Genomic DNA, 23765 nt, shown 5'->3' with positions numbered 1-23765 from the left:
AAAGAGTGTGCAGATGAATACTGAAAAGATTTATGATGTTATCGGCATAGGTATCGGTCCTTTTAACTTAGGGTTAGCCGCGCTGCTCGATCAGGTGGAGGAAGTAGAGGAAATATTTTTTGAGCAGAAAAGCCAATTTGAGTGGCATCCCGGTATGCTGATTGAAGGCACAGTGCTTAATTCCTCCTTCCTGGCTGACCTTGTTACGTTTGCTGATCCTACAAGTCCCTACAGCATGCTTAATTATTTTCACAAGCATAACCGGATGTTTCAATTTTACTTTAATGAGAAAATGCAGGTGCCCCGCCGGGAGTATGATTCCTACGGCAAATGGGTGTCAGGACAGCTTGCTTCCTGCCGGTTCGGGTATGAGGTTAGCAATGTAGAAGAAGTAAAAGAAAAAGGCTGCTACAAAGTAAAAGTGAAGCAGGTCGATGAAGATAGAACAGAAATTTACTATGCAAAACATGTAGTCCTCGGTGTTGGAAATACTCCGATCGTTCCACCTGGATTGGAAGGCACCAATCAGGAGGACATTTATCACACAGAAAACTACAGCTTTAATAAAGAAACGCTCCGTGATGCCAAAGCCGTTACTATTATCGGATCCGGACAGAGTGCAGCAGAGGTATTTTATGATCTGCTTCAGGATCAGAAATATTTCGACTACCGTCTCTCCTGGTTTACAAGGTCTCCACAGTTTTTCCAGGCAGAGAATGCCAAAGTAGCTCGTGAAATCTTCTCGCCTGATTATGTCGACTATTTCCGTTCGCTTGATTTTGATACAAGAATGAAAGGACTTCCCAACCTTGACCAGGCAAGAAAAGGAATAGAGCAGGACATTCTCTACAAAATCTATGACCTGCTTTATCACCGGTCGATAGAACGGGAGGATCCAAAAGTTACGCTTCAGGCGATGACGGAAATGAAAGGTATCACCGAAGCCGAGGAATATTCGTATATAGTGGAATGCTTCCAGTGGCAGAAAGAAAAAACCTTTTATCATCCCACAGATAAATTAGTGCTTGGAACAGGATACAAGCCAAGTCTTCCGGATTGGCTGGAAGACATGAAAGAGGAGCTTTCCTGGGAAGATGACACGCACTTTGAAGTGGATGATCATTACCGGATTAAGTTCAAGGACAATAGGGAGCATTCTTTATTTACGCTCGTTAATATTGACCATTCTCACGGAACGGCAGCGACCAATCTGACGCTGTCTGTTCTCCGAAACCAAGCTATTATTAATGCAGTCTGCAGCTATGAACGCTTTCCCATACAGAAAGACACAGTATTCCAGCAGTTTTTCCCGGAGTGAAAAAAAGAAAAAATCTGTTTTAAGTAAGCCTTTTCAGGAAATAGTTAATTAAACTATTTCTTAAAGGAGGTACGTAAATGAGCAGAAAAATGCTTTACGCAGCTCTTTCCGGAATATTGACTGTAGGCGTGCTGGCATCCTGCGGGGAGACGGACTCGGAAGAAGAGCCTCCGCCGGAGGAAGATCCGATGGGAGAAGATATGGAAGAAGGCGACATGTAATACGAAGAACTCTCCTGATACGGAGAGTTCTTTTGTTATGTAATGCGGTTATCTTTGAAGCAGAGAGCTGCCATGATAAAATATCACTACTATAATAACCGTCCGGGAAGCCTCAGCTTAAAAGAAAAGAGGAGAGATTATGCTTTTGCTGACTCTTGCTTTTTTAATACTGCTGCCTGTCACGATTGCTTCAATAACAATAGTAGTCAGCCTCATTATGAAGTGGCTGCTGGAAAAAGAGGTAAATAACCGAAAAGAGTATTCGGTTTTTCATTTTGTAAACATCGCGTTTACTATTATGATGTGGGGGACGACCAGCATTGTTTTCTACGGGCTTGTTCTGGAAAAAATTACGGAAACCGGCTGGATGACAATGACGATGTATGCTTATGTGTATCCGCTTCCTGTGATTCTGCTGCTGTATACAGCAGCTTCCCGGCTGTTTCGATCCTGGATATATCCGGTCAGCAGCCAGACGGACAATATTATTTATTTAAAAAGAAGAAGCGGTTTGTTTCGATAAGAAAGAGGGAGTACAGTGGCGAAAACGAAATTCTACGTGGTATGGAAAGGCAGAAAACCGGGTATTTATAACACCTGGCCGGAGTGCCAGAAGCAGGTAAAGGGCTATCCCGGCGCCCGTTTTAAATCTTTTCCTGCAAAAGCGGAAGCAGAACAGGCTTTTCACGGGGAATCCGAAGCAATATCAAATACAAAGACCGAAAGCTATATAGAAGAGAGCCTGTCTGTTGATGTCGGCTCAAGGGGGAACCCGGGTCCAGTCGAATATAAAGGCGTGTATACAAAAACAGGCGAAATAGTATTTGAGCATGCCGGGTTTCCTAAGGGGACGAACAACATGGGGGAGTTTCTGGCGATTGTTCACGCCCTTCAGTATTTAAAAGAAAAAAACAGTTCGATACCCATATACTCCGATTCGATGACGGCCTTAAAATGGGTGAAAGATAAAAAAATAAAGTCTACTCTAACATGTGACAAAAATACAGAACCAATATGGAATGCGGTGGATCGTGCAGAAACATGGCTGCAGGAAAACAGCTGGAACAACCCGCTGATGAAATGGGAAACGAAACAATGGGGCGAAATCAAAGCCGATTATGGAAGAAAATAAATATACAAGAAAGGCCGGTCTAAAATAATGAAACTAGGCGTACTTGATCAGTCCCCGGTGATAGAAGGAAAAACACATGCAGAAGCACTTCAGGACACAGTCGCGCTGGCAGAAGAAGCAGATCGGCTGGGTCTCTCCAGATTTTGGGTGTCCGAGCACCACGCAGCCCCCAATTTAGCAGGAGCAAGCCCGGAAGTCCTCATTCCGCACATTGCTTCACGTACCAAAAATATAAAAGTGGGTTCCGGCGGGATTATGCTGTCCCATTACAGTGCTTTCAAAACAGCAGAGAATTTCAGCGTTTTGGAAAATCTCTATCCAGGACGTATAGACCTGGGCATCGGCCGGGCGCCGGGCGGGATGCCGCTTGCAACTATGGCGCTTCATGATAGAAGAAAACGGGATACGCACCGGTATCCGGAACAGGTAAAAGATTTAATAGGCTACCTTCATCATTCGCTGCCGGAAGATCATTTCTTTAAAGACCTCTGCGTCACGCCTCAGACAGAGTCGCCGCCGGAGATCTGGATGCTGGGCTCCAGCGCGTCCAGTGCCTCTCTTGCAGCAGAGTACGGCATGCCTTACTGCTATGCGCATTTTATTAATGCAGAAGACGGAGAAGAAGCCACCAGGCTGTACCGGGAGCATTTCAAGCCATCTGCTTTTTTGAAAAAACCGAAAGTGATTACGGCTGTTTTTGCCGCTTCGGCCCCAACCGTCGAAGAGGCCGAAGAAATGGGACGCGTCATGGATCACGTGCTTTTATCCGGAGAACAGGGAAAACCATTAAGCGGAATTCCTTCTTTTGAATCTATTGCCTCGGTTACATACGAATCGTATGAACAAAAGCGTATAGATTACAACCGCGCGAGAATGGCAGTAGGGACTCCTGAAGAAACTGTTTCTGCGCTGATGAATATAGGAAACAGATACCTTGCAGAAGAAGTAATGGTTGTGTCCCTTGCTCCAGCCTCTTCCCAGAAGATTAATTCCCTGCGCCTGATTGCGGACGCTTTTTCATAAATTTTTCATATTATGTTTAGATGTATCCGCACAGCGGGTAAACTTATCATTGTAGATGAAATTAGATTGAAGGAGTGAATCGAATTGGCTAAAAAAATTGCCGTAGTAATGACAGACATGTTTGAAGATGTTGAATATACAGATCCGAAACAGGCTTTCGAAAAAGAAGGCCATGAACTAACCGTAATTGAATCGGAAAAAGGAAAAACGATCGAAGGAAAGCAGGGAGAAGCAAAAGTAACGGTAGATGCATCTATCGATGATGTGAAACCTTCTGACTTTGACGCACTGTTTATTCCTGGTGGATTTTCCCCGGATCTTCTCCGCGGAGACGAGAAATTTGTTTCCTTCGCAAAATCCTTTATGGATGAAGACAAACCGGTATTTGCTATCTGCCACGGTCCGCAGCTTTTGATTACCGCAAAAGCACTGGAAGGAAGAAATGCAACCGGATTTACATCCATTCAGGTGGATATGGAATATGCCAAAGCTAAAGTGCATGATAAAGAAGTTGTTGTCTGCGGCAATCTGGTAACGAGCAGAACACCAGATGACCTTCCTGCATTTAACAGAGAATCGTTAAAGCAGCTTCAATAATAAGCAAAAGGCAGATCCAGCCGGATCTGCCTTTTTTTAATTAATGCAAAAGATAATTTGTCTGAGCAGATAAGAAGAAGGCCGCAAATTACAGTGATATAATAAAAAGCGAGGAGTTGATTTGGATGAGTGAAAAAACAGAATTAGCTACGTTTGCCGGCGGCTGCTTTTGGTGTATGGTAGGTCCCTTTGAACAGGAAGAGGGAGTGCATACGATCATCTCAGGCTATACCGGGGGACACACGGAAAACCCAACCTATCAGGAAGTATGCTCGGATACTACCGGGCATGTGGAAGCAGTGCAGATAGAGTTTGATCCGGACAAAGTAACGTATGACAAACTGCTGGAGATTTTCTGGCGCCAAATCGATCCAACAGATGCAGGCGGACAGTTTAATGACCGCGGTGAATCTTACGGAACAGCTATTTTTTACCACAATGAGAGCCAGCAGGAGCAGGCCGAAGCATCGAAAGAGAAAATGCAGAATGAAGGGCCTTTTAAAGGAAGAATTGTTACACCTGTTCGTCCTGCAAAAACGTTTTACAGAGCTGAAGAAGGGCATCAGGAATATCACAAAAAAAACAGTTATCATTATAATATGTATAAAAGAGGATCCGGCAGAGCCGGATTTATAGAAACTCACTGGGGGAATGCATAATGGCAAACAAAGAAGAATTAAAAAAGAAGCTGACGCCGATCCAATTTGAAGTAACTCAGAATAACGGAACGGAGCGTCCATTTGAAAATGAATACTGGAATCTAATGGAAGACGGGCTGTACGTTGATGTTATTTCGGGCCGGCCGTTATTTTCATCAAAAGAAAAATTTGAATCAAGCTGCGGCTGGCCGAGCTTCACGGCGCCTTTAAAAGAAGAGGAAGTAGCAGAGCATTTTGATACTACTTTCGGAATGAGACGTACAGAAGTAAGAGCAAAAAATTCAGATTCCCATCTGGGGCATGTATTTAACGACGGTCCTAAACCGACGGGTCTCCGGTATTGCATTAATTCAGCTTCCCTTCGCTTTATTCCGAAAGACAAGCTCGAAGACGAAGGGTACAGCGAATACGCAGATCTGTTTAAATAAGAGGTTTAAGCAGAGCAGAACAGGGAATAATATATAGTGTACGAATTAAATGCCTATGGAGCAGGCAGTAGGTCTGCGGGCACATGTTATAACACTAAATGCTATCAAGGAGGACGTTTCTATGGATTCAAAAACACAAGAACTAGTAGAAGGACTAAACACAGATCTCGCAAATGAATACGCAGCTATGATTATGTACAGCAATAACGCAGCTGTTGTATCCGGATTATACCGTCAGGTACTAAAGCCGTTTTTTGAAGGCGAAGTAGCCGACGAGCAGGGTCATGCGATCTATCTTGCAGAAAAAATCAGCATACTTGGCGGCACACCTACTACGGTTCCTGCCAAAGTACAGCAGACAAGTAATGTAAAAGAAATGCTTGAGAACGCAAAGCAGTCTGAAAAAGACACCATTGACCGTTATAAAGTGCGGGCAAAGCAGGCAGAAGAGCTTGGTTTGATTGAACTGCAGCTTAAACTTGAAGACTTAATTTCCGACGAAACGGGTCATATGGAAGAAATCGAAAGACTACTAGCTGATCCACGCATGCATTAAATAAAATAAAAAGACCAAAGCCGCCTGGCTTTGGTCTTTTTTGTCTTTTTACTTATAAAGCGGAAGCAGAAGACTGGGCACTCTGTGATGTCTTATCATCTATTCGGTCTTCTATTGCTTTCATAGCTTCAGGATCGTTCAGCAGGGCTTCACGATTTTTATTTATCAGCTCTTCTAAAGTTGATCTGTTTGGTTTTCTCATTTATTCTCTCCTTTTCTCTTCTCTATATTCATTATAATAGCGTTTTAGTTGAAAAAGATGCTTAAATTGTTACTATTTTTTGAAAACTTTGTATTATCTAAAAAAATAGACTATTTGCTTTACAAACTCATTTTTTCCTGCTAGACTTTGTATCAATTCATTTTACAGAGAGAGTGAGCAAACGCTCACTAAGTATTTTCAGAATATTTTATTAAAGGAGTGCGGGAGATGACGGGAGAGAGAGAAGAAGCAGAATTTCAGTTTTCTTTAGAAGAAGAAGGATTTGAAATGCTGGAAACAGATGTATTTATGACAGAAGTCTACAATGGCTGATTAATAGTAAAAAGAGGGCTGATACGTTCAGCTCTCTTTTTTAATACAGTAAAAACCGCTGCGGTAGATTTTTTCTTTACAAAGAGGAGTAAACAGCAGGAAAAAGTGGTATGTTAATGTTATATCAAATAAAATGCCTGAAAGGTGGATGTATCAATGACAGAACAGAATAAAAGCAAAAAAGGATTAGGAATAGGTTTAGGGATCGGGATTGCAGCTCTTTTAGCAGTAGTGCTTGGCAATAAGACATCAAGAGAAAAAGTGACAAGCGGCACTAAAACAACTGCATCAAAAGTGAATGGGGCAACTCAATATATTTCACAAAACAGAGAAGAAATCATCGATACTTTGAAGAAAGCATCAAACCAGATTTCAGAGCTCCTGGAAGCAGCAAACAAAGACGTACAGAAAATCTCTGAAACCGCAGGTAATCTAAAAGAGACAACAATGAATATTAAAGATACTACGAAGAAAACAGCCCAGGAAATGAAGGAAATTAAAGAAGAAACAGTTTCCAAGCTGTCTGAAGAAGTTCCTTCCATGCCAGAGGCCTCTGATTCAAACGGTGAAACTTCAGCTGATGCAGATAATGTACACCCGCTTCCAAGAGGTAAAGAATCTATCTAGGTTAAATGATAAAATTTTATGTTTACTACGACCCGATTTAGGAAAAACAATTTTTAAGAAGACTTTTCCAAGGGGGATTCATCATGAGTGAAGTAGAAAATATAAAAAAGCTATCCAATGTACAGGACGAAAACGGGATACTTTCCATTTACTTGAACACCGATTTTACAGAAGGAAGCCAGCAGGGCGGCGAATGGAAAATCCGGCTGAAAAACGGATTAAAAAAGCTGAAGGAATATGCTGAGGCAAGTGAATCAAAAGAACAGCTTAAAACATATAAAAAAACAGCTGAAAAAGCCGATCAGCGTATACATGATCTGCAGGCTGACATGCAGAAGGGTCTCGTACTCATTGTAGATTCAAAAGGCAGTATCCTGCTGGAAAAAATCCTGCAGGTGCCTATCGAAACGGATTTTCAATGGGAAAAGCACCCGGTTGTAGACCAGCTTGATTTTCTGCAGAAAGATTATCCAGCTGCCGGCATTCTGCTGGTGCAGCAAAGAGATGTTATTCTTTTAGACACCGCATTAGGAGAAATCCGGGATCAGCGGAAATTCAGCTGGGAGCTTGAATCTGAAGACTGGAAGCAGTATCAGGGAACGGCAGCACGTGCTAAAACAGCTTCAGGATCAACGCATGTGGACGAGCTGCAGCAGCGTTTTGAAGAGAACCAGCAGAGATGGTACAAAAAGCTGGCGCCAACGCTGGACAAAGAAGTTAAGAAACGCGGTCTCGAAGGTGTATACCTTGTCGGAAGCAAAGAGTATGTGAGAGATTTGGAACAGCATTTAGGTGCAAAGATTATTGATACGATTCCGAAAAACTTAATATCCAAACCTGCTCATGAAATTGTAAATGAAGTATACGGCGAAATTGTCCGCTAAGAAAAATCTGCTGATAACTTATCAGCAGATTTTTTTTGCTGTTCTCGAGTACTATCTTTGTAAAGTGAAAGCTTGGAGAGTGGACGAAGCGTCGACACTAGATTAAAATGCAGAAGAGACGTTTGATGGAAAGGGTGCATGTATGTGAATTTTTCAATGACAGAACACGGATTTATAACCGAGACAAACTATGGGACACTTCATATTTCAAGTGATGAAGAGCATGGATTTCGTCCGTATCAGCTTATGACCGCATCGCTTGCTGTATGCAGCGGCGGGGTTCTGAAAAAAATCATGAAAAAACAGCGAATGGATGTACAGGATATAGAAATACGGACAAACGTAGAACGAAGCGGAACAGAAGCGGATGAAATTACAAAAGTATCCATTCATTTTGTTATTGACTCTCATGATAAAAACGATAAAAAAATGCTGAAAAACATGGAGTTAACAAGGAAATACTGCTCAATGGTGCAGTCTGTCAAAGACAGCATACAAGTAGAAGAAACGTATGAATGGAAATAAAATAGGCTGGACAGCAAGAAGAGGAGAAACAAATGGCAGCAAGTACCCGTATGGATTTTACAGAAGGCAGCATAATGAGAAAGATGATTCTCTTTTCCTGGCCTATTTTTTTGGGCAACGTGCTGCAAAGCTCTTACCAAATTGTAGACAGTCTTTGGGTTGGTAACCTTCTTGGAGCACAGGCTCTGGGAGCAGTAACGCTTTCGAGTACCGTCATTTTTACAATTTTATCTTTTATTATAGGTATAAACAGCGCTACGCTGACTATTTTGTCGCAGCGTATAGGAGCAGGCGATAATGAAGGGCTGAAAAGGTCCTTAAACGCATTCGTTACGGTTCTTGGTATATTGGCCGTAGGGCTGGGCGTTGTAGGCTTTTTTATGTCTCCTTATATTCTTCAGCTGATGGGAACGCCGGAGTCGATTATGCCGATGGCTTCGACGTACCTGCGAATCAACTTTATTGGTATTTTATTTTTGTTTGGTTACAACTTCATTGGCACCGTGCTTCGATCCTTAGGGGACAGCAAAACGCCTCTTCGTTTTATTATGCTGGCGGTAGCATTGAACATTGTCCTTGATCCATTATTTATTCATGTGTTTGACCTGGGCATCAGCGGTGCTGCTTATGCGACAGTGATTTCGCAGGGAATTGCGTTTTTATTTGGAATCATTTACTCCATTGTAAAAAAAGGAGTACCGTTCTCCATTCCCTACATTCCTGCGATAGAGGAATGCAGACGCATTGTGACAATAGGGCTGCCTTCCGGTTTTTCTATGGTTGCTATTTCAGGCGGTGTGCTTGCCGTAATGACCGTAGTCAATTCCTTCGGTGAAACAGCTGTTTCCGGATTTGGGGCTGCTCAGCGGCTGGACAGCGTTATTATGCTTCCTTCGCTTACGCTGGGCTCCGCTATTACAAGCATTGCCGGCCAGAACATTGGAGCAGATAGATGGGACAGAATAAAAGAAATCGCTAAAAGCGGACTTATTCTCATTTTTTCTGTATCTCTTGTCATCAGCACCATTGTGTTTATTATGGCTGAATTTTTGATGGGGCTGTTTGTAAGTGATCCGGGAACGATTGAATTCGGGGCACAATACCTGCGGATCGTTGCGTTTTGTTATCCCTTCCTGGGCATAAATTTTGTACTGAATGGAATTGTCCGTGCATCCGGTGCCGTTATGCAGGTGCTGGCGCTTAATATTATCTCGTTTTGGCTTCTCCGCTTTCCGCTGGCCTGGCTTTTTTCTTCCATGTATGGAGAAATCGGCATTGGCATGGGAATTGGATTGAGCTTTTTAATAAGCAGCTTGTTCGCTGCGGGCTACTACAAATTCGGAAAATGGAATAAAATTGATATTTTTAAAGAAGAAAAAGAAGCATCCGCTAAATGATAAAACAGAAAGGAACCACTAAAATATGAGCACTCCCATTCACACGAAAGAACAGCATCTTGATTATTTACAAAAGCAGTTTGGTTTAATACAGCAGATGGTTTCCGGTCTGCCTTCGGATCAGGCGGACATAGAAGATTTAGAGCGCCTTGAAAAAATGCTCGATAATCTTATGATTAAAATTCAGCAGTTCAAGCCGGATTGGAAAGAGCAGGGGGAATCGTAATGGAAGTTTTTCTCGTCCGCCATGGGGAATCAGAGGGCAACCGGCTAAAAACGCTGCAGGGTTGTATGAATTTTGACCTGACGGATAAAGGCAGAAACCAGGCAGCAAAACTTGGGGGCTTCTGGTCCGGACGCCATACGCTGGATGAAATTTTCAGCAGTGACCTGACGAGGGCGCATGAAACAGCGAAAGCAATCGGGACAGAACAACGCCTTTCCGTGCAGACGAAAGAGCTGTTCAGGGAAATCAACCTGGGACCTATGGAAGGCAAAACAAAAGAAAAAATATATGAAGAATTTCCGGAAGTGAAAGAAAAAGACCTGCTTTGCAGCGGGCTTGATGGTGCGGAAACGGTGGAGGATATTACGAAACGGTGTGAGAAGCTAAGAGCAATGCTCCTGGCAGCAGAGTTTGAAAAAGCGGCCATTGTATCGCACGGGGGATTTCTAACAATTTTCCTTATGTACCTTATTCTTGGAGAAGACTGGCACCGGGTGGAAAGACCGTTTCATATGGATAATACCGGTATTACAAAGCTTGTGCGCCGGGAAAATAAGCTGCATGTTGTTTATTTAAATAACCGTCCTCATTTACTATAAAAAAAAGGAGCAGTCCGCGATGGACTGCTCCTTTTTAATATGAATATGTCTGATAGATAAATAATTAACCGTCGTAATTTATAGGCGAGCCGGGTCCTAAGTCAAGACCGAGCAGCATCCATACGATGAGAAGGATGGACCAGGTGACAAGGAAAACGAGCGAGTACGGCAGCATAACAGAGATAAGCGAACCGATTCCCATTTTCTTATCATACTTTTGAGCAAATGCGATAATAATGGCAAAATACGTCATAAGCGGAGTAATAATATTTGTTGATGAATCAGCAACACGATAGGCCATCTGGGTTAATTCGGGAGAATAGCCGAGCTGCATCATGATCGGAACAAATACGGGAGCCATAATAGCCCACTTCGCAGACGCGCTTCCAATAAATAAGTTAATAAACCCGGTAATTAATATAAACATAATTAAAAGCGGAATTCCCTGCAGGTTAATGCTTTGCAGAAACTCGGCGCCATATACACTTAAGACCAGTCCCATGTTGGTTTCATTAAAATAGGCGACAAATTGTCCGGCAGTAAACGCGAGAACAATAAACATCCCCATGGAAGCCATCGTCTCAGAGAGTTGGTTGGCTACGTCTTTATCGTTGCGGATGGATTTAGTAACAATTCCATAAACCACTCCGGGAATAAAGAAAAGAATTAAAATCGCTACAACAAGGGAACTCATGAATGGAGAAGTGGCAACGAAATCGCCGGGTTCACCGTGAAGCGGCGAGTTCTGCGGTACCACGAGAAAAGCGAGCAGAACAGCTGTTATAAGAAAAGAAACACCGGCCCAGATCATGCCTTTTTTCTCTTCAGATGTTGCTTTGCCAATCGTTTCGCGGTAGTCTCCCTTGTATTCTCCAAGGCGGGGTTCAACAATCTTCTCACTGACAATCGTACCAACGATAGTCAGGAAAAAAGTAGAAACGATGATGAAGTAATAATTCATTGCATTGTTCATCGTATCTGCATAAGCAGGATCAATTGTTGCCGCTGCCTGCATAGTTAACTCTCCAAGCATTGGATCTGTAGCGGATAAAAGCAGGTTGGCACTGAAGCCTGCCGATACCCCGGCAAAGGCTGCTGCGAGGCCGGCTAATGGATGACGTCCCAATGCAGCAAACAGCATAGCTCCCAGTGGCGGAAGCACCACATAGCCTGCGTCAGATGCTACACTCGACATGATCCCGGCGAATACTAAAGCTGCCGTCAGCAGTCTTGTTGGGACAGAGAAAACAAAGGAACGAAGGAGCACGCTGATTAACCCGGTTCTCTCGGCAATACCTATACCAATCATGGTAGCAAGCACGACGCCTAAGGGAGCAAAGTTAATAAAGTTATCAACCATGCTTTCAAATAAATAAACAATTCCCGAACTGGATAAAAGACTTGTAATACCAATCGTTTCTCCCGGAGCGGCCGGATCTTCAACAGAAATTCCAGTAGCTGATAGAATAGCTGAAAGAAAAACGACAATTACAGCCAGAATGGCGAAAAGAGTAATAGGGTGCGGCAGCCTGTTTCCTGATTTTTCAACAATATCGAGAAAGCGCTGCAGCAGCCCGCGTTTTTTAGCAGAGTCTGCCATATGTAGTATCCTCCTAATAAGTAATTATTGAATATATAGAAATATTCAGAATTAGTGCATGTTTCATAACACACAACGTACATTATAGCGGCTATTTATTATAATTGAAACATTTAATCTTAAAAATTATGACTAATTTTCTTACAAAGATAATAATTACAAAAAAAAATATCGTTTAATACCAGCATAGTAAGCGTTTTATTGAAAAAAAGGTTAAAAAATTAGAAAAAAATGAATTGTCAAATTACTTTATTAGTATAAAGTATTAAAGATATTAAGTTAAAATGCTTTGTTCAAATAACTTAGCAGACCAGTATAAATGTTATAATATAGAACGATGGATTTTTGGAGGATTTATAATGAACCAATGGGTATATGAAGCAGCAATTGAACCTGTATACAATTACAAAAGAATGCTGCAGAGAACAGGAGCTGATCCTGTTCATTTTGTGGATCAGCATAATAATAGGATTCTTTTCCCTTATAAAGAAGAAGGAAGGCAGGAAGTACTCGATATATCTTTTCAAACAGTGAAGAATGAAAATTGGATAATGATCAGTGGAGCAGCGAAAAAAAAGGATAATGCAGTGGAAGCTGTATATAAGGCTTTTGCGCTTAACACAGCATTAGAACATGTGGCCCGCCATTTTGAAGGGACAGAACTTGCTTCTTTATTTGAAACCTATAAAGGGGTTCCGCTCGTAAGAGAGCCTGAGCTTTACGGCTGTTTAATGAAAACAATCATTCATCAGCAGCTTAATATGGCATTTGCTTATACGTTGTCGACAAGGTTTGTTGAGCGTTATGGAGAAAGATCAGACGGGGCATGGTTTTACCCCTCTCCTGAAAAAACAGCTTCTCTCTCTACAGCAGATCTGATGAAGCTGCAGTTCAGCAGACGTAAAGCAGAATATGTAATAGATACCTCGAGACAGATTGCTGAAGGATCGTTAAATCTGGAGCGTATGGAAACAGAAACGTCTGAAGAAGTGTTTAAAACCCTGACCGCATTACGGGGGATTGGTCCCTGGACTGCGGAATGTTTTCTTTTATTTGGATTGGGCCGGCTTAACTTAATGCCTGCTAAAGACGTTGGGATACAAAACGGGCTTAAAAAACTGCTGGAATTGGAAAGCAAGCCTTCAGAAGAAGAGATTAGAAAAAAAGCATTGAGATGGGCCCCCTATGAAAGCTATGCAGCTTTATATTTATGGCTGAGTACCGAATCAGTGACTTAATGGAGTGAAACGTATGAAACAACATAATCGAACATCCAAAGATGTGCTTTTGAAAAAGCATGAGGAAATCCCGTTGACTATAAAAAAATTAGGTATCAATGGAGAAGGTATTGGCTTTTTTAAACGAAAGGCCGTATTTGTTGCAGGGGCTCTCCCCGGGGAAGAAATAGTAGCGTCTATCAGCGTGGTGAAGCCAAACTATACGGAAGCAGTAGTGAAAAAAATCAGGAAAGCATCTCCAGAGCGGGTATCGCCGCCATGTCCGGTTTATGATCAATGCGGCGGCTGCCAGATTCAGCATATCTCCTACAAAGGCCAGCTGGAAAACAAACGCGATATCGTAGCCCAGGCATTTGAACGCTATACGAAAAAATATAAGGTTACGGTTAAGGAAGTAAAGGGAATGAAAGACCCATGGCATTATCGGAATAAAAGCCAATGGCAGCTTCAAAAAAAAGAAGGGAAAACAGCGGCCGGCCTGTACTCGCTTGACAGTCACCGCCTGGTTGATCTGACCGGCACGGGGTGTATGGTGGAGCATCCGCTGGTGGAAAGAATCAACCAAAAAACGGCAGCGGTCATTAAAGAGCTGGATCTGCCTATATATGATGCCAAACGAAAGAAAAATGGACTTCGTACTATCGCGGTCCGTATTTCTACAGCGGAAAACACGGCGCAGCTCACATTTATTTCTTCAAGCGATGACCTGCCCAATAAGAAAAAAGTTATTTCCCGAATCAAACAGGAGATTCCTGAAGTAGTATCGATTTTCCTGAATGTTCAGCCTTCCAGAACCTCTACAGTGTTTGGAGAGAAAACAGAACATCTATGGGGAAGTAAAATTATTACCGAAACGCTGGAAAGCTATTCTTATTCGCTTTCCCCTCAGGCTTTTTTTCAGTTGAATCCTTCCCAGACTATAGTTCTTTATAATGAAGCAAAAAAGGCAGCCGGACTGACCGGTGAAGAACGGATTGTAGATGCCTACTGCGGGAGCGGAACAATTGGAATATGGATGGCTGATCAGGCCAAAGAAGGCCGGGGAATGGATATTGAAAAAGCGAGCATCAACAATGCCTCTGAAAATGCAGCCGCATACGGCTTCAGCCATTTAACATTTTATGAGGGGGCTGCTGAAAAACTTCTGCCTCAATGGAAGCAGGAAGGCTGGCAGCCGGATGTAGTGTTTGTGGACCCGCCGCGAACAGGCTGTGATGATGTTTTTCTCGATACGATTGCTCAAATAAAACCTAAAAAACTAGTGTATATTTCCTGCAATCCGTCGACACTGGCAAAAGATGCCGGCGTACTTCTTGAAAAAGGTTTTTCTATAGGGGAAGTACAGCCCGTGGATATGTTCCCGCAGACAGCGCAGGTAGAAGCAGTAACGACTTTTTATTCCTCTTCAAATGAGTAAGAGAAAGAGTATAATAGAGATATACAAGGAGGGCTTATCATGAGAAATTTTCAATATGCAGATACCCCGGCAGGCCAGAAGATAGCGATCAGTTCAGACTTTGCCGCCGGAATCGGGGAAAAAGAAGGCGATAAAGTTAAATGTTCCTATGACATGCTGGCATCCATGACTATGCGAGTGGTTTTTATGGAAATGCTCAGCGGGGGAGGCTCTCCTTTTGCCGTCACGATAGCAAACGGGTGTTATGAAAACACCTGGGGTACTATTGAAAAAGAAGTAACAAGAACATCAACGGCCCTCGGATACCCGGATATAGTGGTAACGGGTAGTACGGAATCCAATATAGAGCTTCAGGAATCTTCTCTTGGCATTACTGTAATAGGAGAAGGCAACAGCCGGATGGCAGGGCGCGAAAGGCCATCGATTGATCACCTTGGCTTTGCTGTTATTGGAGAGCCGCTTTCTGGAGACGACGTACTAGAACTGAGCGATCACATGGTTCCTCTCCACATGTTTAAAGTACTCGTTGAACACGACCATGTGTGGGATATCGTACCTGGCGGCTCCAAAGGTATCGCCTATGACTGGCAGAGACTCATTGAAAGAGAAGGAACGGTTCCGGAAGATATTCCGTTTTCCACTGTTAATTTATACGTATCCTGCGGACCTTCATCAGCAATCCTTATAAGCTATGACAAGCACAAAGAAGATGAAATTTACCAGCTGTGCGGTTCTCATTTTCATCCTATCCAGACGTAAAGGAGGACCAGGATGAAAGACAATGCTTCTTTATTTCAAAAAAAATTTCAGTCTCTTGAAGAGTTTGCGGATTATATAAGCGGAATATTAGGCGGCCCTGTGACGATTGAAGATGCCGGCCACAGGCTGCTGGCCTACAGCACGCACAGTGATTATTCAGACGAAGCAAGGGTTTCCACCATTATGAGCAGACGTGTGCCGGAGAATGTTATAAGCAGGCTCTGGAAAGATGGAGTGATTCCGGCGCTTCACAAACAGGTGGATCCGGTCGTTATTCCCCGGATCAAGGACATAGGGTTAGGCAACAGAATGGCAATAGCCATCAGACGGAAACAGGAAATCATGGGATATATCTGGGTTATCGAAGGAAACAGCCCGTTTTCAACGGTTCAGGAAGAACTGCTCAAGAGTGCGGCTGATAAAGCAGCAAAAGAACTGCAGCAGCGGCATATGCAGAATAAGCAGCAGGAAAAAAGTAAAGAAGAGTTCTTCTGGAGACTGTTAACTGATGATATTAAAGACCTTCCCGCTATTACGAAACAATTTGAACGCTGGCATGGTAAAGCCCCGGGACGATCATTAATCGTCGTACTCGAATCAGAGGAAGCGATTGATGATATTATGTTTCGGTCCATTATGTATTTAGCCCGTGGATCTCAAAAAATTAAGCTGTGGCTGCAAACGAGGACAGCCGATCAGGTGATTATGCTGGTTGAACCATCCGCCGATTCCTCACGGTATACGGAGAAACACTTTATGGACGAACTGCTGCAGCTGCTTAAAGAACGTTTTTCTTCCCGGCAGTTTATCGGAAGCGGCAGAGAGGTTTCCCTGACCCATATAAAAAAAAGCTATGAAGAAGCCCAGATGGTTATAAGAATGCAGAGGCGGCTGACGTGGACCCGGCAGCATTTATATACGTTTGAACAGCTTGGCTATTTGAAATACCTGGAAGCAGCGGCAGAGAATGAAGCATCTCATGTTCTGCCTCATCCGGTAATTAACAAATTAATCGTGTATGACAATAAAAATAATACAGATCTTTTAAATACATTATATGTTTTTCTTCAGTCTGTGAGCGTGAATAAGGCTGCAGAACATATGCATATTCATGCCAATACAATGGCCTATCGAATAAAGCGAATTGAAGAAATTACTGAAATGAACACGAAAAACCCTCATGAACAACTCTCCTTATTAATGGAATTTACTTTGCGGGAGTACATAAGCAGCTAAGTTTGTGTTTTTTCACAAACAGGCGGCTTTTTCTTTTCAAAAGTACACGAAGATTTTTCATAAATGAATAGATATACTGGTTGTACAAATATATCTTAGGGGGTCATTTTTATGATTATCGGTGTACCTAGAGAAATTAAGAACAATGAAAACAGAGTAGCCATTACGCCGGCAGGAGTTATGAGTTTAACGAAAAGTGGCCACAGCATATTAATTGAAGTATCTGCCGGAGAAGGCAGTGGATTTACAGATATTGATTACCGGGAAGCAGGAGCGGAAATCGTTCATTCAGCAGCAGAAGCATGGAACAAGGCAGAAATGGTGATGAAGGTAAAAGAACCGCTGGAGGAGGAATACCAGTATTTCCGGAAAGGTCTTCTGCTTTTTACGTATCTTCATCTTGCCGCAGAACCGGAACTTGCAGAAGCGCTGGTAAAGCATGAAGTAACGGCAGTTGCCTATGAAACGGTGGAAACGAACAGGACGCTTCCTCTTTTAACGCCAATGAGTGAAGTAGCAGGCAGAATGGCTACTCAAATTGGGGCCCAGTTTCTTGAAAAAACAAAAGGCGGGAAAGGCATTCTTCTTTCCGGTGTTCCAGGGGTGCAGCGTGCAAAAGTTACCGTGATCGGCGGCGGGATCGTCGGGTTGAATGCAGCCAGGGTAGCTGTAGGGCTAGGAGCTGATGTTACGATTATCGATTTGAGTCCGGTGAGGCTGCGTGAAATTGATGATTTGTACGGCAGGGAAATTCAGACACTAATGTCCAATCCATTAAACATCATGGAAGCAGTAAAAAGCTCTGACTTAGTAATTGGCGCAGTGCTTATTCCCGGCGCAAAAGCACCTAAACTCGTAACGGAAGCAATGATTCAATCGATGAGTGAAGGCTCCGTTGTTGTGGACGTAGCGGTGGATCAAGGCGGTATTATTGAAACAGCCGACAAAATTACCACCCATGATGACCCGACGTATATTAAACATGGCGTGGTTCATTACGCAGTAGCGAATATGCCGGGTGCTGTTCCGAGAACGTCCACCCAGGCGCTTACCAATGTGACAATGCCTTACGCGCTTCAAATTGCTTCTAAAGGAATTGCCGGGGCAGTCAAAGAAAACGATGCCTTGAAAAAAGGTGTTAATACAGCTAATGGGTATGTGACCTATGAAGCGGTAGCTAAAGATCTAGGCTACGAATATGCCGACCCTTACGAAGCTTTAAATCTGCAGACCCATTCATAAACAAACAGTTAATAAAAGAACAAAAGCTGCAAAAATGTATGATGTGAAGATATATAATAATGAGCTTTTACAAGCAAAAAAAAGACTTCCATAGAGGAAGTCTTTTTTTGTAGATTGCCGATAAACTATTCCATTTTGTATACCTATACATGGCATGATCTCGCATATTTTTAAATTCTTGTATGAAAAGAAGAAAAACAAACAGGAGTGACTCCAGCAGAACAGCCATCGGTGAAGCTAAAGAAGTTGTTTTTTTCCTTTTTAGCTGAGGCATGGCCTGCGGAAAGCACTCCTGTAAGGGTTTTGTATAAAAATACCTATTTTTTGTCTTTCTCAACACTCTAAAAAAAAGAGACTTCCATAGAGGAAGTCTCTTTTGCATTATAATTAGCTGTTGTCTACAGGGTATACACCATTTTCATCGTGTACTTCACGTCCGGTAAGCGGAGGATTAAACACGCATACCATTCTCATATCGGAAGTTGCACGAAGCAGATGTTCATCATTTTTATCAAGAACATATAGCGTATCTGCTTTGATAGGGTGAACTTTACCGTCAGCGATAGTTTCTACTTCACCTTCGCCTTCGATGCAGTATACAGATTCGAGGTGATTCTGGTACCAGATGTGTGTTTCAGTGCCGGCACGAATGATCGTGTCGTTAATAGAATAGCCCATATTATCATTTTTAAAAATGAGTCTGCGGCTGACCCAGTTGCCATCATCTACTTCTTGATCTGTTCCAAGAACGTCTTCTAGTTTTACTACTTTCATGTTTAGTGCCTCCATTAATATTGGTATTAGTTATGATAAAGCTGTGGACTGTTTATTAAGAGGTAACAGCATCTTTCTCTGAAGATACCGTATCTTTAATAGATTGTTCAAGCAGCTTTAATCCTGTTTCAAGCCCTTCGTCGTCAATAGTAATCGGCGGGAAGAGTTTAAATACTTCATCGTTCGGTCCGGCTGTTTCCATAATTAAGCCATGTTCAAAGCATTTGTCCGTAATTTTATCAGCCAGTCCTTCGACGTTACAGAATACGCCCTGCATAAAGCCGCGTCCTCTATGGGAGCCTTTTAATTCAGGATATTCGCTTATCATTTTTTCCAGAAAAGCATGAATACGCTCTGCTTTTGTCTGAACATTTTTCTCCAGCGCATCATCTTTCCAGTATTGGAACGACTGCGTAGCAGCTACAAATGCCAGGTTATTTCCGCGGAATGTTCCGTTATGCTCACCTGGAGCAAACTTATCGTATTCCGGTTTAATAAGAGTAAGAGCAAGCGGAGAACCGTTTCCTCCAATAGATTTGGAAAGGCAGATAATATCCGGTTTAATGCCGGCCGGCTCAAAGCTGAAGAACGTACCGGTTCTTCCAACACCTGCCTGAACGTCATCAATAATAAGAAGGATATCATGTGCTTTACATATGCGGTCTACTTCTTTGATCCATTCCATGCGTGCAGCGTTAAGGCCGCCTTCACCCTGTACCGTTTCCAGAATAACCGCTGCAGGCTTATCAAGCCCGCTTCCACCGTCTTCGAGGAAACGCTCAAAATATTCAAGACCAAGGTCATTTGCACCAAGGTATTTATCGTAAGGCATAGATACAGTATGATTTAACGGAATTCCTGCGCCTTTACGCTTAAATGCATTACCTGTTACGGAAAGGGCACCGATTGTCATACCGTGGAAACCGTTGGTAAAGCTGACCACATTTGTTCTGCCGGTAACTTTGCGTGCAAGCTTCAGTGCAGCTTCCACTGTGTTTGTGCCGGTTGGCCCTGGAAACATTATTTTATAATCCAGGCTGCGTGGTTTAAGAATAATATCGTGAAAAGCTTCCAGAAATTCAGCTTTTGCTTTTGAAGCCATATCCAGCGAATGAATAACGCCGTCTTCCTGAATATATTCAATAACCTTCTGCTTCATTTTTTCGTCATTATGTCCATAATTTAAAGCACCTGCACCGGAGAAAAAGTCTACATACTCTTTTCCATCCATATCCCAGAGCTTGTAGCCTTTTGCTTTGTGAAACACAGTAGGAAATCCTCTAACATAGCTTCTTACTTCAGATTCATAATTATTAAAACTGCTCAAGTCATTTGTATTCATGCTTTTTATTACTCCTCCTTAAAAGGGTATCAATTAGATTAGTATTAACTTATTATTCAGAAACATCTATATATACCGCCTTCTGCATTCAAGGAATGGCAGAAGGAAAACACCTGTTATTTAAGCGGTCCTACTTTAAACGTAAGCTCAGCTTCATGTTCATCATCCGGAAATAAGTCTTCAGCGAATGTTTCAAAAACCTCACATTCAGTTTCATGTGTTCTGGCTACTTTTTTGAACAATCCTTTAGATGCTTCATTGGAAGGAGTTACTGTAGCTTCCATATATTTCACGTCTTTACATGCTTCTCTTTCGAGCACAGCATCAAGAAGTCTGACAGCAAGGCCCTTTCCTCTTTGGGAAGGATCAACGCCAACCTGCCATACAAAAACTGTATCTTGCTTTTCAGGCGGGATAAAAGCAGTTACAAACCCAACTAATTCATCATTTTCTTTTGCCACCACGCAGGTTTCAGCGAAAAACTCGCACATCATAATGTATTTATAAGAAGAGTTTAGATCAAGTGTAGAGTTTTTAACTAATTCCCACATGTCTGCTCCGTCTTCGACCATGGGTTTATCAAAAGTTAATGAATCAATCACATTAGTCGTCTCCGTCATTTTAGCTTCCATCTCGTATACCACCCTTATTAAAGTTAGTAGTTGCCTTATATTTCTATACCTTGATTATTTCAAACATAAACCTTGTTTTAAATGGTTATTTTTTGGAGGTGTTCAGCAGGAAATCTCACAAAATATGACTTGGCGGGGCCAAGCCACAATGCGATATTAACCGTCTCTATTAGTATATTTTCATCATACGGATGTTTTCTGCAAAGATCAAACGGCAATGGATGCGATTAAACGGTATTAATCCGGCTTATAAGGGATAGAAGAGTATAGGACGTACTGCGCTTATAGATTCCTTCAGTATAGTATGCCTTACAGAGGAATATACGGAGAAATGGACAAATTAAAAAGCCTCTCTTCAAAGAGAAGCTTTCTTATCTTATTTATTAACGAGATCTTCGAGAGCTGGTTTTAGTTTGGAGTAGGAAAAGGTATAGCCGGCTTCCAGAGCTTTTTCCGGAAGGGCTTTCTGACCGTTTACAATAAGCACGCTCATTTCACCAAGTGTTTTCTGAAGAGCGGTGCCCGGTACCGGGAGCCAATGGGGTCTTTTCATAACGGTTCCGAGAGTCCGGCCGAATTCATCCATGCGCATAGGCTCTGGCGCAGTCACGTTCATAGGTCCTGTTACTTTCTTTGTTTCAATAGCAAAAGCCGTCATTTCCACTACATCTCGCAGATGTATCCAGGAATACCACTGCCGGCCGTTGCCAATTGGTCCGCCTGCAAATAGCTTATAAGGAAGCATCATCATGGGAAATGCTCCTTCTTCCCCGTCTAAAATGAGGCCGAATCTTGCCAGCACCAGACGAACTCCATGTTTTTCGACGCTGCGTGCTTTTTCTTCCCACTGCTCGGAGACTTCCTGCAGAAAGTTCCGTTCGGCCGGCTGGCTTGATTCTGTAAATACAGCTTCTTCAGATATACCATAATAGCCGACAGCAGAGGCGTTTATGAGCACTTCAGGTTTGGAAGGCACCGCGCCGATGATACGTTCTATTTCTTCGGTAGCGGACAGCCTGCTTTGAAGAATGGCCTTTTTATGGTCATCCGTCCAGCGTTTTTGAATGGACGCGCCTGCCAGGTTAATGACAGCATCAAGGTTGGGCAGCTCTTTTTCAGGGGCGCTTGAGGAGCCCAGCCATTCTACGAAAGTAATACGCTCTTTATTTTGTTTGTTTTCAGTATTTCTTGTTAAGATATATACATGGTGTCCCTGGGCGGTAAAGTAGCCGGTCAAAGCAGACCCGACCAATCCGGTTCCGCCGCTTATCGCAATATTCATGTGGAACCCTCATTTCTTGATCGTTTATAGTAAATGAAAAGGATATTACACAACAGTTACCCTTTAATGAAATAGATTAATCACTATAAAGGCAGTGGAGGTGGAAAATGAAAGTTGCAAAAATTACTACCCAGCAGAAGAACAGCCAGCGGTACAATATCTTTTCGGAAGAACAGGGAAAAGATAAATATGCCTTCAGCGTGGATGAATCGGCTATTGTCGAATTTGGTCTGAAAAAAGGACTGGAGCTCAGTGATACAGAGCTTGAAGCGATCGAAGCGTTTGATCAAAAGCGCAGGGCCTGGAACGCGGTTCTTCATTATCTGTCGTTTTCCATGCGGACCAAATGGCAGGTGGAGCAGTATCTGCTTGAAAAAGAATATGCACCGGCTGCGGTGGAAGAAGCAGTAAATCGCGCACTGGACTACAAGTTTCTGGATGATGCCGCTTTTGCGGAAGCATTCGTACGCACCAAAATAAACACAACGGATAAAGGACCGAAAATTATTACCGGTGATTTGAGACAAAAAGGAATCGGTCCGGATCTGGCTGAAAAGGCACTGCTGCAATTTACGAAAGAACGGCAGATTGATAAAGGCGTAAAAATTATTCAAAAAAAAGCAGACCGCCAAAAGGATGCTCATACTATTTTTAAAAAGAAGATGATGGATGCGCTCCGCCAAAAAGGCTATGACACGGAGATTTTCACCATTGCCTGGGAAGAGGCAGCTATCGTTCCCGATGAAGAGGAAGAGTGGGAAAGGCTCGAAGCACATGGAGATAAGATTCTGCGTAAGTGGGAAAAGAAAGCAGAAGGACGGACCCTCCAGCAGAAAGTAAAAGAACAGCTGTATAGAAAAGGCTTTAACATGCAGCTTATTCAGCGGTTTCTGGACCAAAAAGTGTCCGGGGAATAGGAGAATGAATAGTGGAAAAACGATACAGCCAAATGACAGAACATGAAATTAGAACGGCGATAGCCGAGTTGAATGAAAAAGCAAAAAAAGCAGAGCAGATGGGGATGGTCAGTGAACTTGCCGTGTACGAACGCAAAAAAACACTGGCAGAAGCGTATATGGTGAATCCGGAAGCATTTTCCAAAGGAAGTGCTTATGAAGTAAAGAATGAAGACACGACGTTTTATATTGATTACTTTAACGGGGTGTTTGCGTGGGGCTTCCGTAAAGGCAGTGAGGAATTAGAGGCACTTCCTTTGTCTCTTCTTGGAAACGAGGTGGAACAAAATGGATGATCACATCATGAGGCTGACAAATGTGCTGCTAAGCAGAAACGATAAGTTGTCGACTGCAAAAGCAAAAATGTGGGTGGAGTATTTGTGGGAAGATTTTGAAGCAACGCGCGCGAAGTCCGGCAGAGAATACCAGGGAAAAGAAATGACGGAAAAAATCGTGCTGCAGTGGATCAGCCAATACGGCCCTCATCTTCATAACTATAATCCGACAAACGAGAAGTTTTCCGGAATGATGAATGAACCTGACGAGCCAAAACATTAAAA

29 protein-coding genes are annotated in these 23765 nt (G+C 42.7%); 23 read left to right on the top strand and 6 right to left on the bottom strand.

The annotated features are described in order from the left end of the window. Nucleotides 1-13 precede the first annotated feature (13 nt). The 9 genes from ATL39_RS12220 to ATL39_RS12185 all read left to right on the top strand — a co-directional run bounded on the left by ATL39_RS12220 (nt 14) and on the right by ATL39_RS12185 (nt 5934). The gene (locus ATL39_RS12220) at nt 14-1318 is read left to right on the top strand and encodes a lysine N(6)-hydroxylase/L-ornithine N(5)-oxygenase family protein (RefSeq protein ID WP_120193640.1); all 1305 of its coding nucleotides are present in this window, start codon (nt 14-16) and stop codon (nt 1316-1318) included. Nucleotides 1319-1395: 77 nt separating this feature from the next. Then, a complete protein-coding gene (locus ATL39_RS17440; RefSeq protein ID WP_170146918.1) occupies nt 1396-1539 on the top strand; it encodes a hypothetical protein in 144 nt (47 codons plus the stop codon). A gap of 139 nt (nt 1540-1678) precedes the next feature. Continuing rightward, entirely contained in the window at nt 1679-2062 is a 384-nt protein-coding gene (locus ATL39_RS12215) for a hypothetical protein (protein ID WP_120193639.1), read from the top strand. Between the two features lie 15 nt (nt 2063-2077). Then, nucleotides 2078-2671, top strand: a complete 594-nt coding sequence (gene rnhA, locus ATL39_RS12210; RefSeq protein ID WP_120193638.1) for a ribonuclease H — start codon at nt 2078-2080, stop codon at nt 2669-2671. A 24-nt stretch (nt 2672-2695) separates the two neighbouring features. Beyond that, on the top strand, nt 2696-3694 hold the full coding sequence (locus ATL39_RS12205) for an LLM class flavin-dependent oxidoreductase (protein ID WP_120193637.1): 999 nt from the start codon (nt 2696-2698) through the stop codon (nt 3692-3694). 84 nt (nt 3695-3778) lie between these two features. Next, nucleotides 3779-4291: a type 1 glutamine amidotransferase domain-containing protein gene (locus tag ATL39_RS12200; protein ID WP_120193636.1), complete on the top strand. Its 513-nt coding sequence runs from the start codon at nt 3779-3781 to the stop codon at nt 4289-4291. A 125-nt stretch (nt 4292-4416) separates the two neighbouring features. Beyond that, complete coding sequence (msrA, locus tag ATL39_RS12195; protein WP_120193635.1) at nt 4417-4950, top strand: peptide-methionine (S)-S-oxide reductase MsrA; 534 nt, start codon at nt 4417-4419, stop codon at nt 4948-4950. Next, the gene (gene msrB, locus ATL39_RS12190) at nt 4947-5378 is read left to right on the top strand and encodes a peptide-methionine (R)-S-oxide reductase MsrB (protein WP_120193634.1); all 432 of its coding nucleotides are present in this window, start codon (nt 4947-4949) and stop codon (nt 5376-5378) included. Before msrA ends, msrB begins: the two co-directional genes overlap by 4 nt. Before the next feature lie 121 nt (nt 5379-5499). Continuing rightward, nucleotides 5500-5934 carry a ferritin-like domain-containing protein gene (locus tag ATL39_RS12185; protein WP_120193633.1) on the top strand — a complete coding sequence of 145 codons (435 nt, stop codon included), beginning with the start codon at nt 5500-5502 and terminating at the stop codon, nt 5932-5934. A gap of 52 nt (nt 5935-5986) precedes the next feature. Here the strand turns inward: ATL39_RS12185 and ATL39_RS12180 are convergent, their stop codons facing one another. Continuing rightward, nucleotides 5987-6136 carry an FbpB family small basic protein gene (locus ATL39_RS12180; protein WP_120193632.1) on the bottom strand — a complete coding sequence of 50 codons (150 nt, stop codon included), beginning with the start codon at nt 6134-6136 and terminating at the stop codon, nt 5987-5989. A 489-nt stretch (nt 6137-6625) separates the two neighbouring features. On the opposite strand from ATL39_RS12180, the gene ATL39_RS12175 reads away from it, so the two are divergent. From ATL39_RS12175 to ATL39_RS12150, 6 genes are all read left to right on the top strand, one after another. Further along, nucleotides 6626-7096 carry a hypothetical protein gene (locus ATL39_RS12175; protein WP_120193631.1) on the top strand — a complete coding sequence of 157 codons (471 nt, stop codon included), beginning with the start codon at nt 6626-6628 and terminating at the stop codon, nt 7094-7096. Between the two features lie 83 nt (nt 7097-7179). Continuing rightward, nucleotides 7180-7980: a VLRF1 family aeRF1-type release factor gene (locus tag ATL39_RS12170; RefSeq protein ID WP_120193630.1), complete on the top strand. Its 801-nt coding sequence runs from the start codon at nt 7180-7182 to the stop codon at nt 7978-7980. Between the two features lie 138 nt (nt 7981-8118). Next, a complete protein-coding gene (locus tag ATL39_RS12165; protein WP_211326989.1) occupies nt 8119-8505 on the top strand; it encodes an OsmC family protein in 387 nt (128 codons plus the stop codon). 32 nt (nt 8506-8537) lie between these two features. Further along, entirely contained in the window at nt 8538-9902 is a 1365-nt protein-coding gene (locus ATL39_RS12160; RefSeq protein ID WP_120193629.1) for an MATE family efflux transporter, read from the top strand. A gap of 25 nt (nt 9903-9927) precedes the next feature. Next, a complete protein-coding gene (locus ATL39_RS12155) occupies nt 9928-10128 on the top strand; it encodes an SE1561 family protein (RefSeq protein ID WP_120193628.1) in 201 nt (66 codons plus the stop codon). Beyond that, entirely contained in the window at nt 10128-10727 is a 600-nt protein-coding gene (locus ATL39_RS12150; protein ID WP_120193627.1) for a histidine phosphatase family protein, read from the top strand. The genes ATL39_RS12155 and ATL39_RS12150 overlap by 1 nt, the downstream gene beginning before the upstream one ends. Nucleotides 10728-10791: 64 nt before the next feature. Here the strand turns inward: ATL39_RS12150 and ATL39_RS12145 are convergent, their stop codons facing one another. Beyond that, nucleotides 10792-12327 carry an AbgT family transporter gene (locus ATL39_RS12145; RefSeq protein WP_120193626.1) on the bottom strand — a complete coding sequence of 512 codons (1536 nt, stop codon included), beginning with the start codon at nt 12325-12327 and terminating at the stop codon, nt 10792-10794. 359 nt (nt 12328-12686) lie between these two features. On the opposite strand from ATL39_RS12145, the gene ATL39_RS12140 reads away from it, so the two are divergent. From ATL39_RS12140 to ald, 5 genes are all read left to right on the top strand, one after another. Next, nucleotides 12687-13565 (top strand): DNA-3-methyladenine glycosylase family protein, encoded by an 879-nt coding sequence (locus tag ATL39_RS12140; RefSeq protein ID WP_170146917.1) that lies wholly within the window; start codon nt 12687-12689, stop codon nt 13563-13565. 13 nt (nt 13566-13578) lie between these two features. Further along, the gene (rlmD, locus tag ATL39_RS12135; RefSeq protein WP_120193624.1) at nt 13579-14982 is read left to right on the top strand and encodes a 23S rRNA (uracil(1939)-C(5))-methyltransferase RlmD; all 1404 of its coding nucleotides are present in this window, start codon (nt 13579-13581) and stop codon (nt 14980-14982) included. Between the two features lie 39 nt (nt 14983-15021). Next, a complete protein-coding gene (locus ATL39_RS12130; RefSeq protein ID WP_120193623.1) occupies nt 15022-15741 on the top strand; it encodes a hypothetical protein in 720 nt (239 codons plus the stop codon). A 12-nt stretch (nt 15742-15753) separates the two neighbouring features. Further along, nucleotides 15754-16977 carry a PucR family transcriptional regulator gene (locus ATL39_RS12125; protein WP_120193622.1) on the top strand — a complete coding sequence of 408 codons (1224 nt, stop codon included), beginning with the start codon at nt 15754-15756 and terminating at the stop codon, nt 16975-16977. Nucleotides 16978-17088: 111 nt separating this feature from the next. After that, nucleotides 17089-18219, top strand: coding sequence for an alanine dehydrogenase (gene ald / locus ATL39_RS12120; protein ID WP_120193621.1), 1131 nt, complete (start codon nt 17089-17091; stop codon nt 18217-18219). A 387-nt stretch (nt 18220-18606) separates the two neighbouring features. On the opposite strand, the gene ATL39_RS12110 is transcribed toward ald, so the two are convergent. From ATL39_RS12110 to ATL39_RS12095, 4 genes are all read right to left on the bottom strand, one after another. Beyond that, nucleotides 18607-18993 carry an ectoine synthase gene (locus ATL39_RS12110; protein ID WP_120193619.1) on the bottom strand — a complete coding sequence of 129 codons (387 nt, stop codon included), beginning with the start codon at nt 18991-18993 and terminating at the stop codon, nt 18607-18609. A gap of 55 nt (nt 18994-19048) precedes the next feature. Further along, on the bottom strand, nt 19049-20335 hold the full coding sequence (ectB, locus tag ATL39_RS12105) for a diaminobutyrate--2-oxoglutarate transaminase (RefSeq protein ID WP_120193618.1): 1287 nt from the start codon (nt 20333-20335) through the stop codon (nt 19049-19051). Between the two features lie 116 nt (nt 20336-20451). Then, the gene (gene ectA / locus ATL39_RS12100) at nt 20452-20967 is read right to left on the bottom strand and encodes a diaminobutyrate acetyltransferase (RefSeq protein WP_245960984.1); all 516 of its coding nucleotides are present in this window, start codon (nt 20965-20967) and stop codon (nt 20452-20454) included. A gap of 376 nt (nt 20968-21343) precedes the next feature. Further along, nucleotides 21344-22249: a TIGR01777 family oxidoreductase gene (locus ATL39_RS12095; protein WP_120193617.1), complete on the bottom strand. Its 906-nt coding sequence runs from the start codon at nt 22247-22249 to the stop codon at nt 21344-21346. 107 nt (nt 22250-22356) lie between these two features. Between ATL39_RS12095 and recX the strand changes: the two genes are divergently transcribed. Genes recX through ATL39_RS12080 form a run of 3 tightly spaced genes read left to right on the top strand, consistent with a single transcriptional unit; the run spans nt 22357 to nt 23763 of the window. Next, nucleotides 22357-23166 (top strand): recombination regulator RecX, encoded by an 810-nt coding sequence (gene recX / locus ATL39_RS12090; protein ID WP_120193616.1) that lies wholly within the window; start codon nt 22357-22359, stop codon nt 23164-23166. Between the two features lie 11 nt (nt 23167-23177). Next, a complete protein-coding gene (locus ATL39_RS12085; RefSeq protein ID WP_120193615.1) occupies nt 23178-23501 on the top strand; it encodes a YfhH family protein in 324 nt (107 codons plus the stop codon). Then, nucleotides 23494-23763: a YfhJ family protein gene (locus tag ATL39_RS12080; RefSeq protein ID WP_120193614.1), complete on the top strand. Its 270-nt coding sequence runs from the start codon at nt 23494-23496 to the stop codon at nt 23761-23763. The genes ATL39_RS12085 and ATL39_RS12080 overlap by 8 nt, the downstream gene beginning before the upstream one ends. Nucleotides 23764-23765 lie beyond the last annotated feature (2 nt).

The sequence above is a fragment of the Sinobaca qinghaiensis genome, from assembly GCF_003610495.1.
GTDB classification, from domain to species: Bacteria; Bacillota; Bacilli; order Bacillales; family Marinococcaceae; genus Sinobaca; species Sinobaca qinghaiensis.
The sequence above is the reverse complement of the archived record's forward strand: the minus strand, read 5'-3'. Positions and strand labels throughout refer to the sequence as shown.

Bases quoted from the DNA above. Each gene is read 5' to 3' on its own strand.
- ATL39_RS12220 (WP_120193640.1), top strand. From the start codon at position 14: ATGAATACTGAAAAGATTTATGATGTTATCGGCATAGGTATCGGTCCT.
- ATL39_RS17440 (WP_170146918.1), top strand. From the start codon at position 1,396: ATGAGCAGAAAAATGCTTTACGCAGCTCTTTCCGGAATATTGACTGTA.
- ATL39_RS12215 (WP_120193639.1), top strand. From the start codon at position 1,679: ATGCTTTTGCTGACTCTTGCTTTTTTAATACTGCTGCCTGTCACGATT.
- msrA (WP_120193635.1), top strand. From the start codon at position 4,417: ATGAGTGAAAAAACAGAATTAGCTACGTTTGCCGGCGGCTGCTTTTGG.
- ATL39_RS12185 (WP_120193633.1), top strand. From the start codon at position 5,500: ATGGATTCAAAAACACAAGAACTAGTAGAAGGACTAAACACAGATCTC.
- ATL39_RS12180 (WP_120193632.1), bottom strand. From the start codon at position 6,136: ATGAGAAAACCAAACAGATCAACTTTAGAAGAGCTGATAAATAAAAAT.
- ATL39_RS12175 (WP_120193631.1), top strand. From the start codon at position 6,626: ATGACAGAACAGAATAAAAGCAAAAAAGGATTAGGAATAGGTTTAGGG.
- ATL39_RS12170 (WP_120193630.1), top strand. From the start codon at position 7,180: ATGAGTGAAGTAGAAAATATAAAAAAGCTATCCAATGTACAGGACGAA.
- ATL39_RS12165 (WP_211326989.1), top strand. From the start codon at position 8,119: ATGTATGTGAATTTTTCAATGACAGAACACGGATTTATAACCGAGACA.
- ATL39_RS12160 (WP_120193629.1), top strand. From the start codon at position 8,538: ATGGCAGCAAGTACCCGTATGGATTTTACAGAAGGCAGCATAATGAGA.
- ATL39_RS12155 (WP_120193628.1), top strand. From the start codon at position 9,928: ATGAGCACTCCCATTCACACGAAAGAACAGCATCTTGATTATTTACAA.
- ATL39_RS12150 (WP_120193627.1), top strand. From the start codon at position 10,128: ATGGAAGTTTTTCTCGTCCGCCATGGGGAATCAGAGGGCAACCGGCTA.
- ATL39_RS12145 (WP_120193626.1), bottom strand. From the start codon at position 12,327: ATGGCAGACTCTGCTAAAAAACGCGGGCTGCTGCAGCGCTTTCTCGAT.
- ATL39_RS12140 (WP_170146917.1), top strand. From the start codon at position 12,687: ATGAACCAATGGGTATATGAAGCAGCAATTGAACCTGTATACAATTAC.
- rlmD (WP_120193624.1), top strand. From the start codon at position 13,579: ATGAAACAACATAATCGAACATCCAAAGATGTGCTTTTGAAAAAGCAT.
- ATL39_RS12130 (WP_120193623.1), top strand. From the start codon at position 15,022: ATGAGAAATTTTCAATATGCAGATACCCCGGCAGGCCAGAAGATAGCG.
- ATL39_RS12125 (WP_120193622.1), top strand. From the start codon at position 15,754: ATGAAAGACAATGCTTCTTTATTTCAAAAAAAATTTCAGTCTCTTGAA.
- ald (WP_120193621.1), top strand. From the start codon at position 17,089: ATGATTATCGGTGTACCTAGAGAAATTAAGAACAATGAAAACAGAGTA.
- ATL39_RS12110 (WP_120193619.1), bottom strand. From the start codon at position 18,993: ATGAAAGTAGTAAAACTAGAAGACGTTCTTGGAACAGATCAAGAAGTA.
- ectB (WP_120193618.1), bottom strand. From the start codon at position 20,335: ATGAATACAAATGACTTGAGCAGTTTTAATAATTATGAATCTGAAGTA.
- ectA (WP_245960984.1), bottom strand. From the start codon at position 20,967: ATGGAAGCTAAAATGACGGAGACGACTAATGTGATTGATTCATTAACT.
- ATL39_RS12095 (WP_120193617.1), bottom strand. From the start codon at position 22,249: ATGAATATTGCGATAAGCGGCGGAACCGGATTGGTCGGGTCTGCTTTG.
- recX (WP_120193616.1), top strand. From the start codon at position 22,357: ATGAAAGTTGCAAAAATTACTACCCAGCAGAAGAACAGCCAGCGGTAC.
- ATL39_RS12080 (WP_120193614.1), top strand. From the start codon at position 23,494: ATGGATGATCACATCATGAGGCTGACAAATGTGCTGCTAAGCAGAAAC.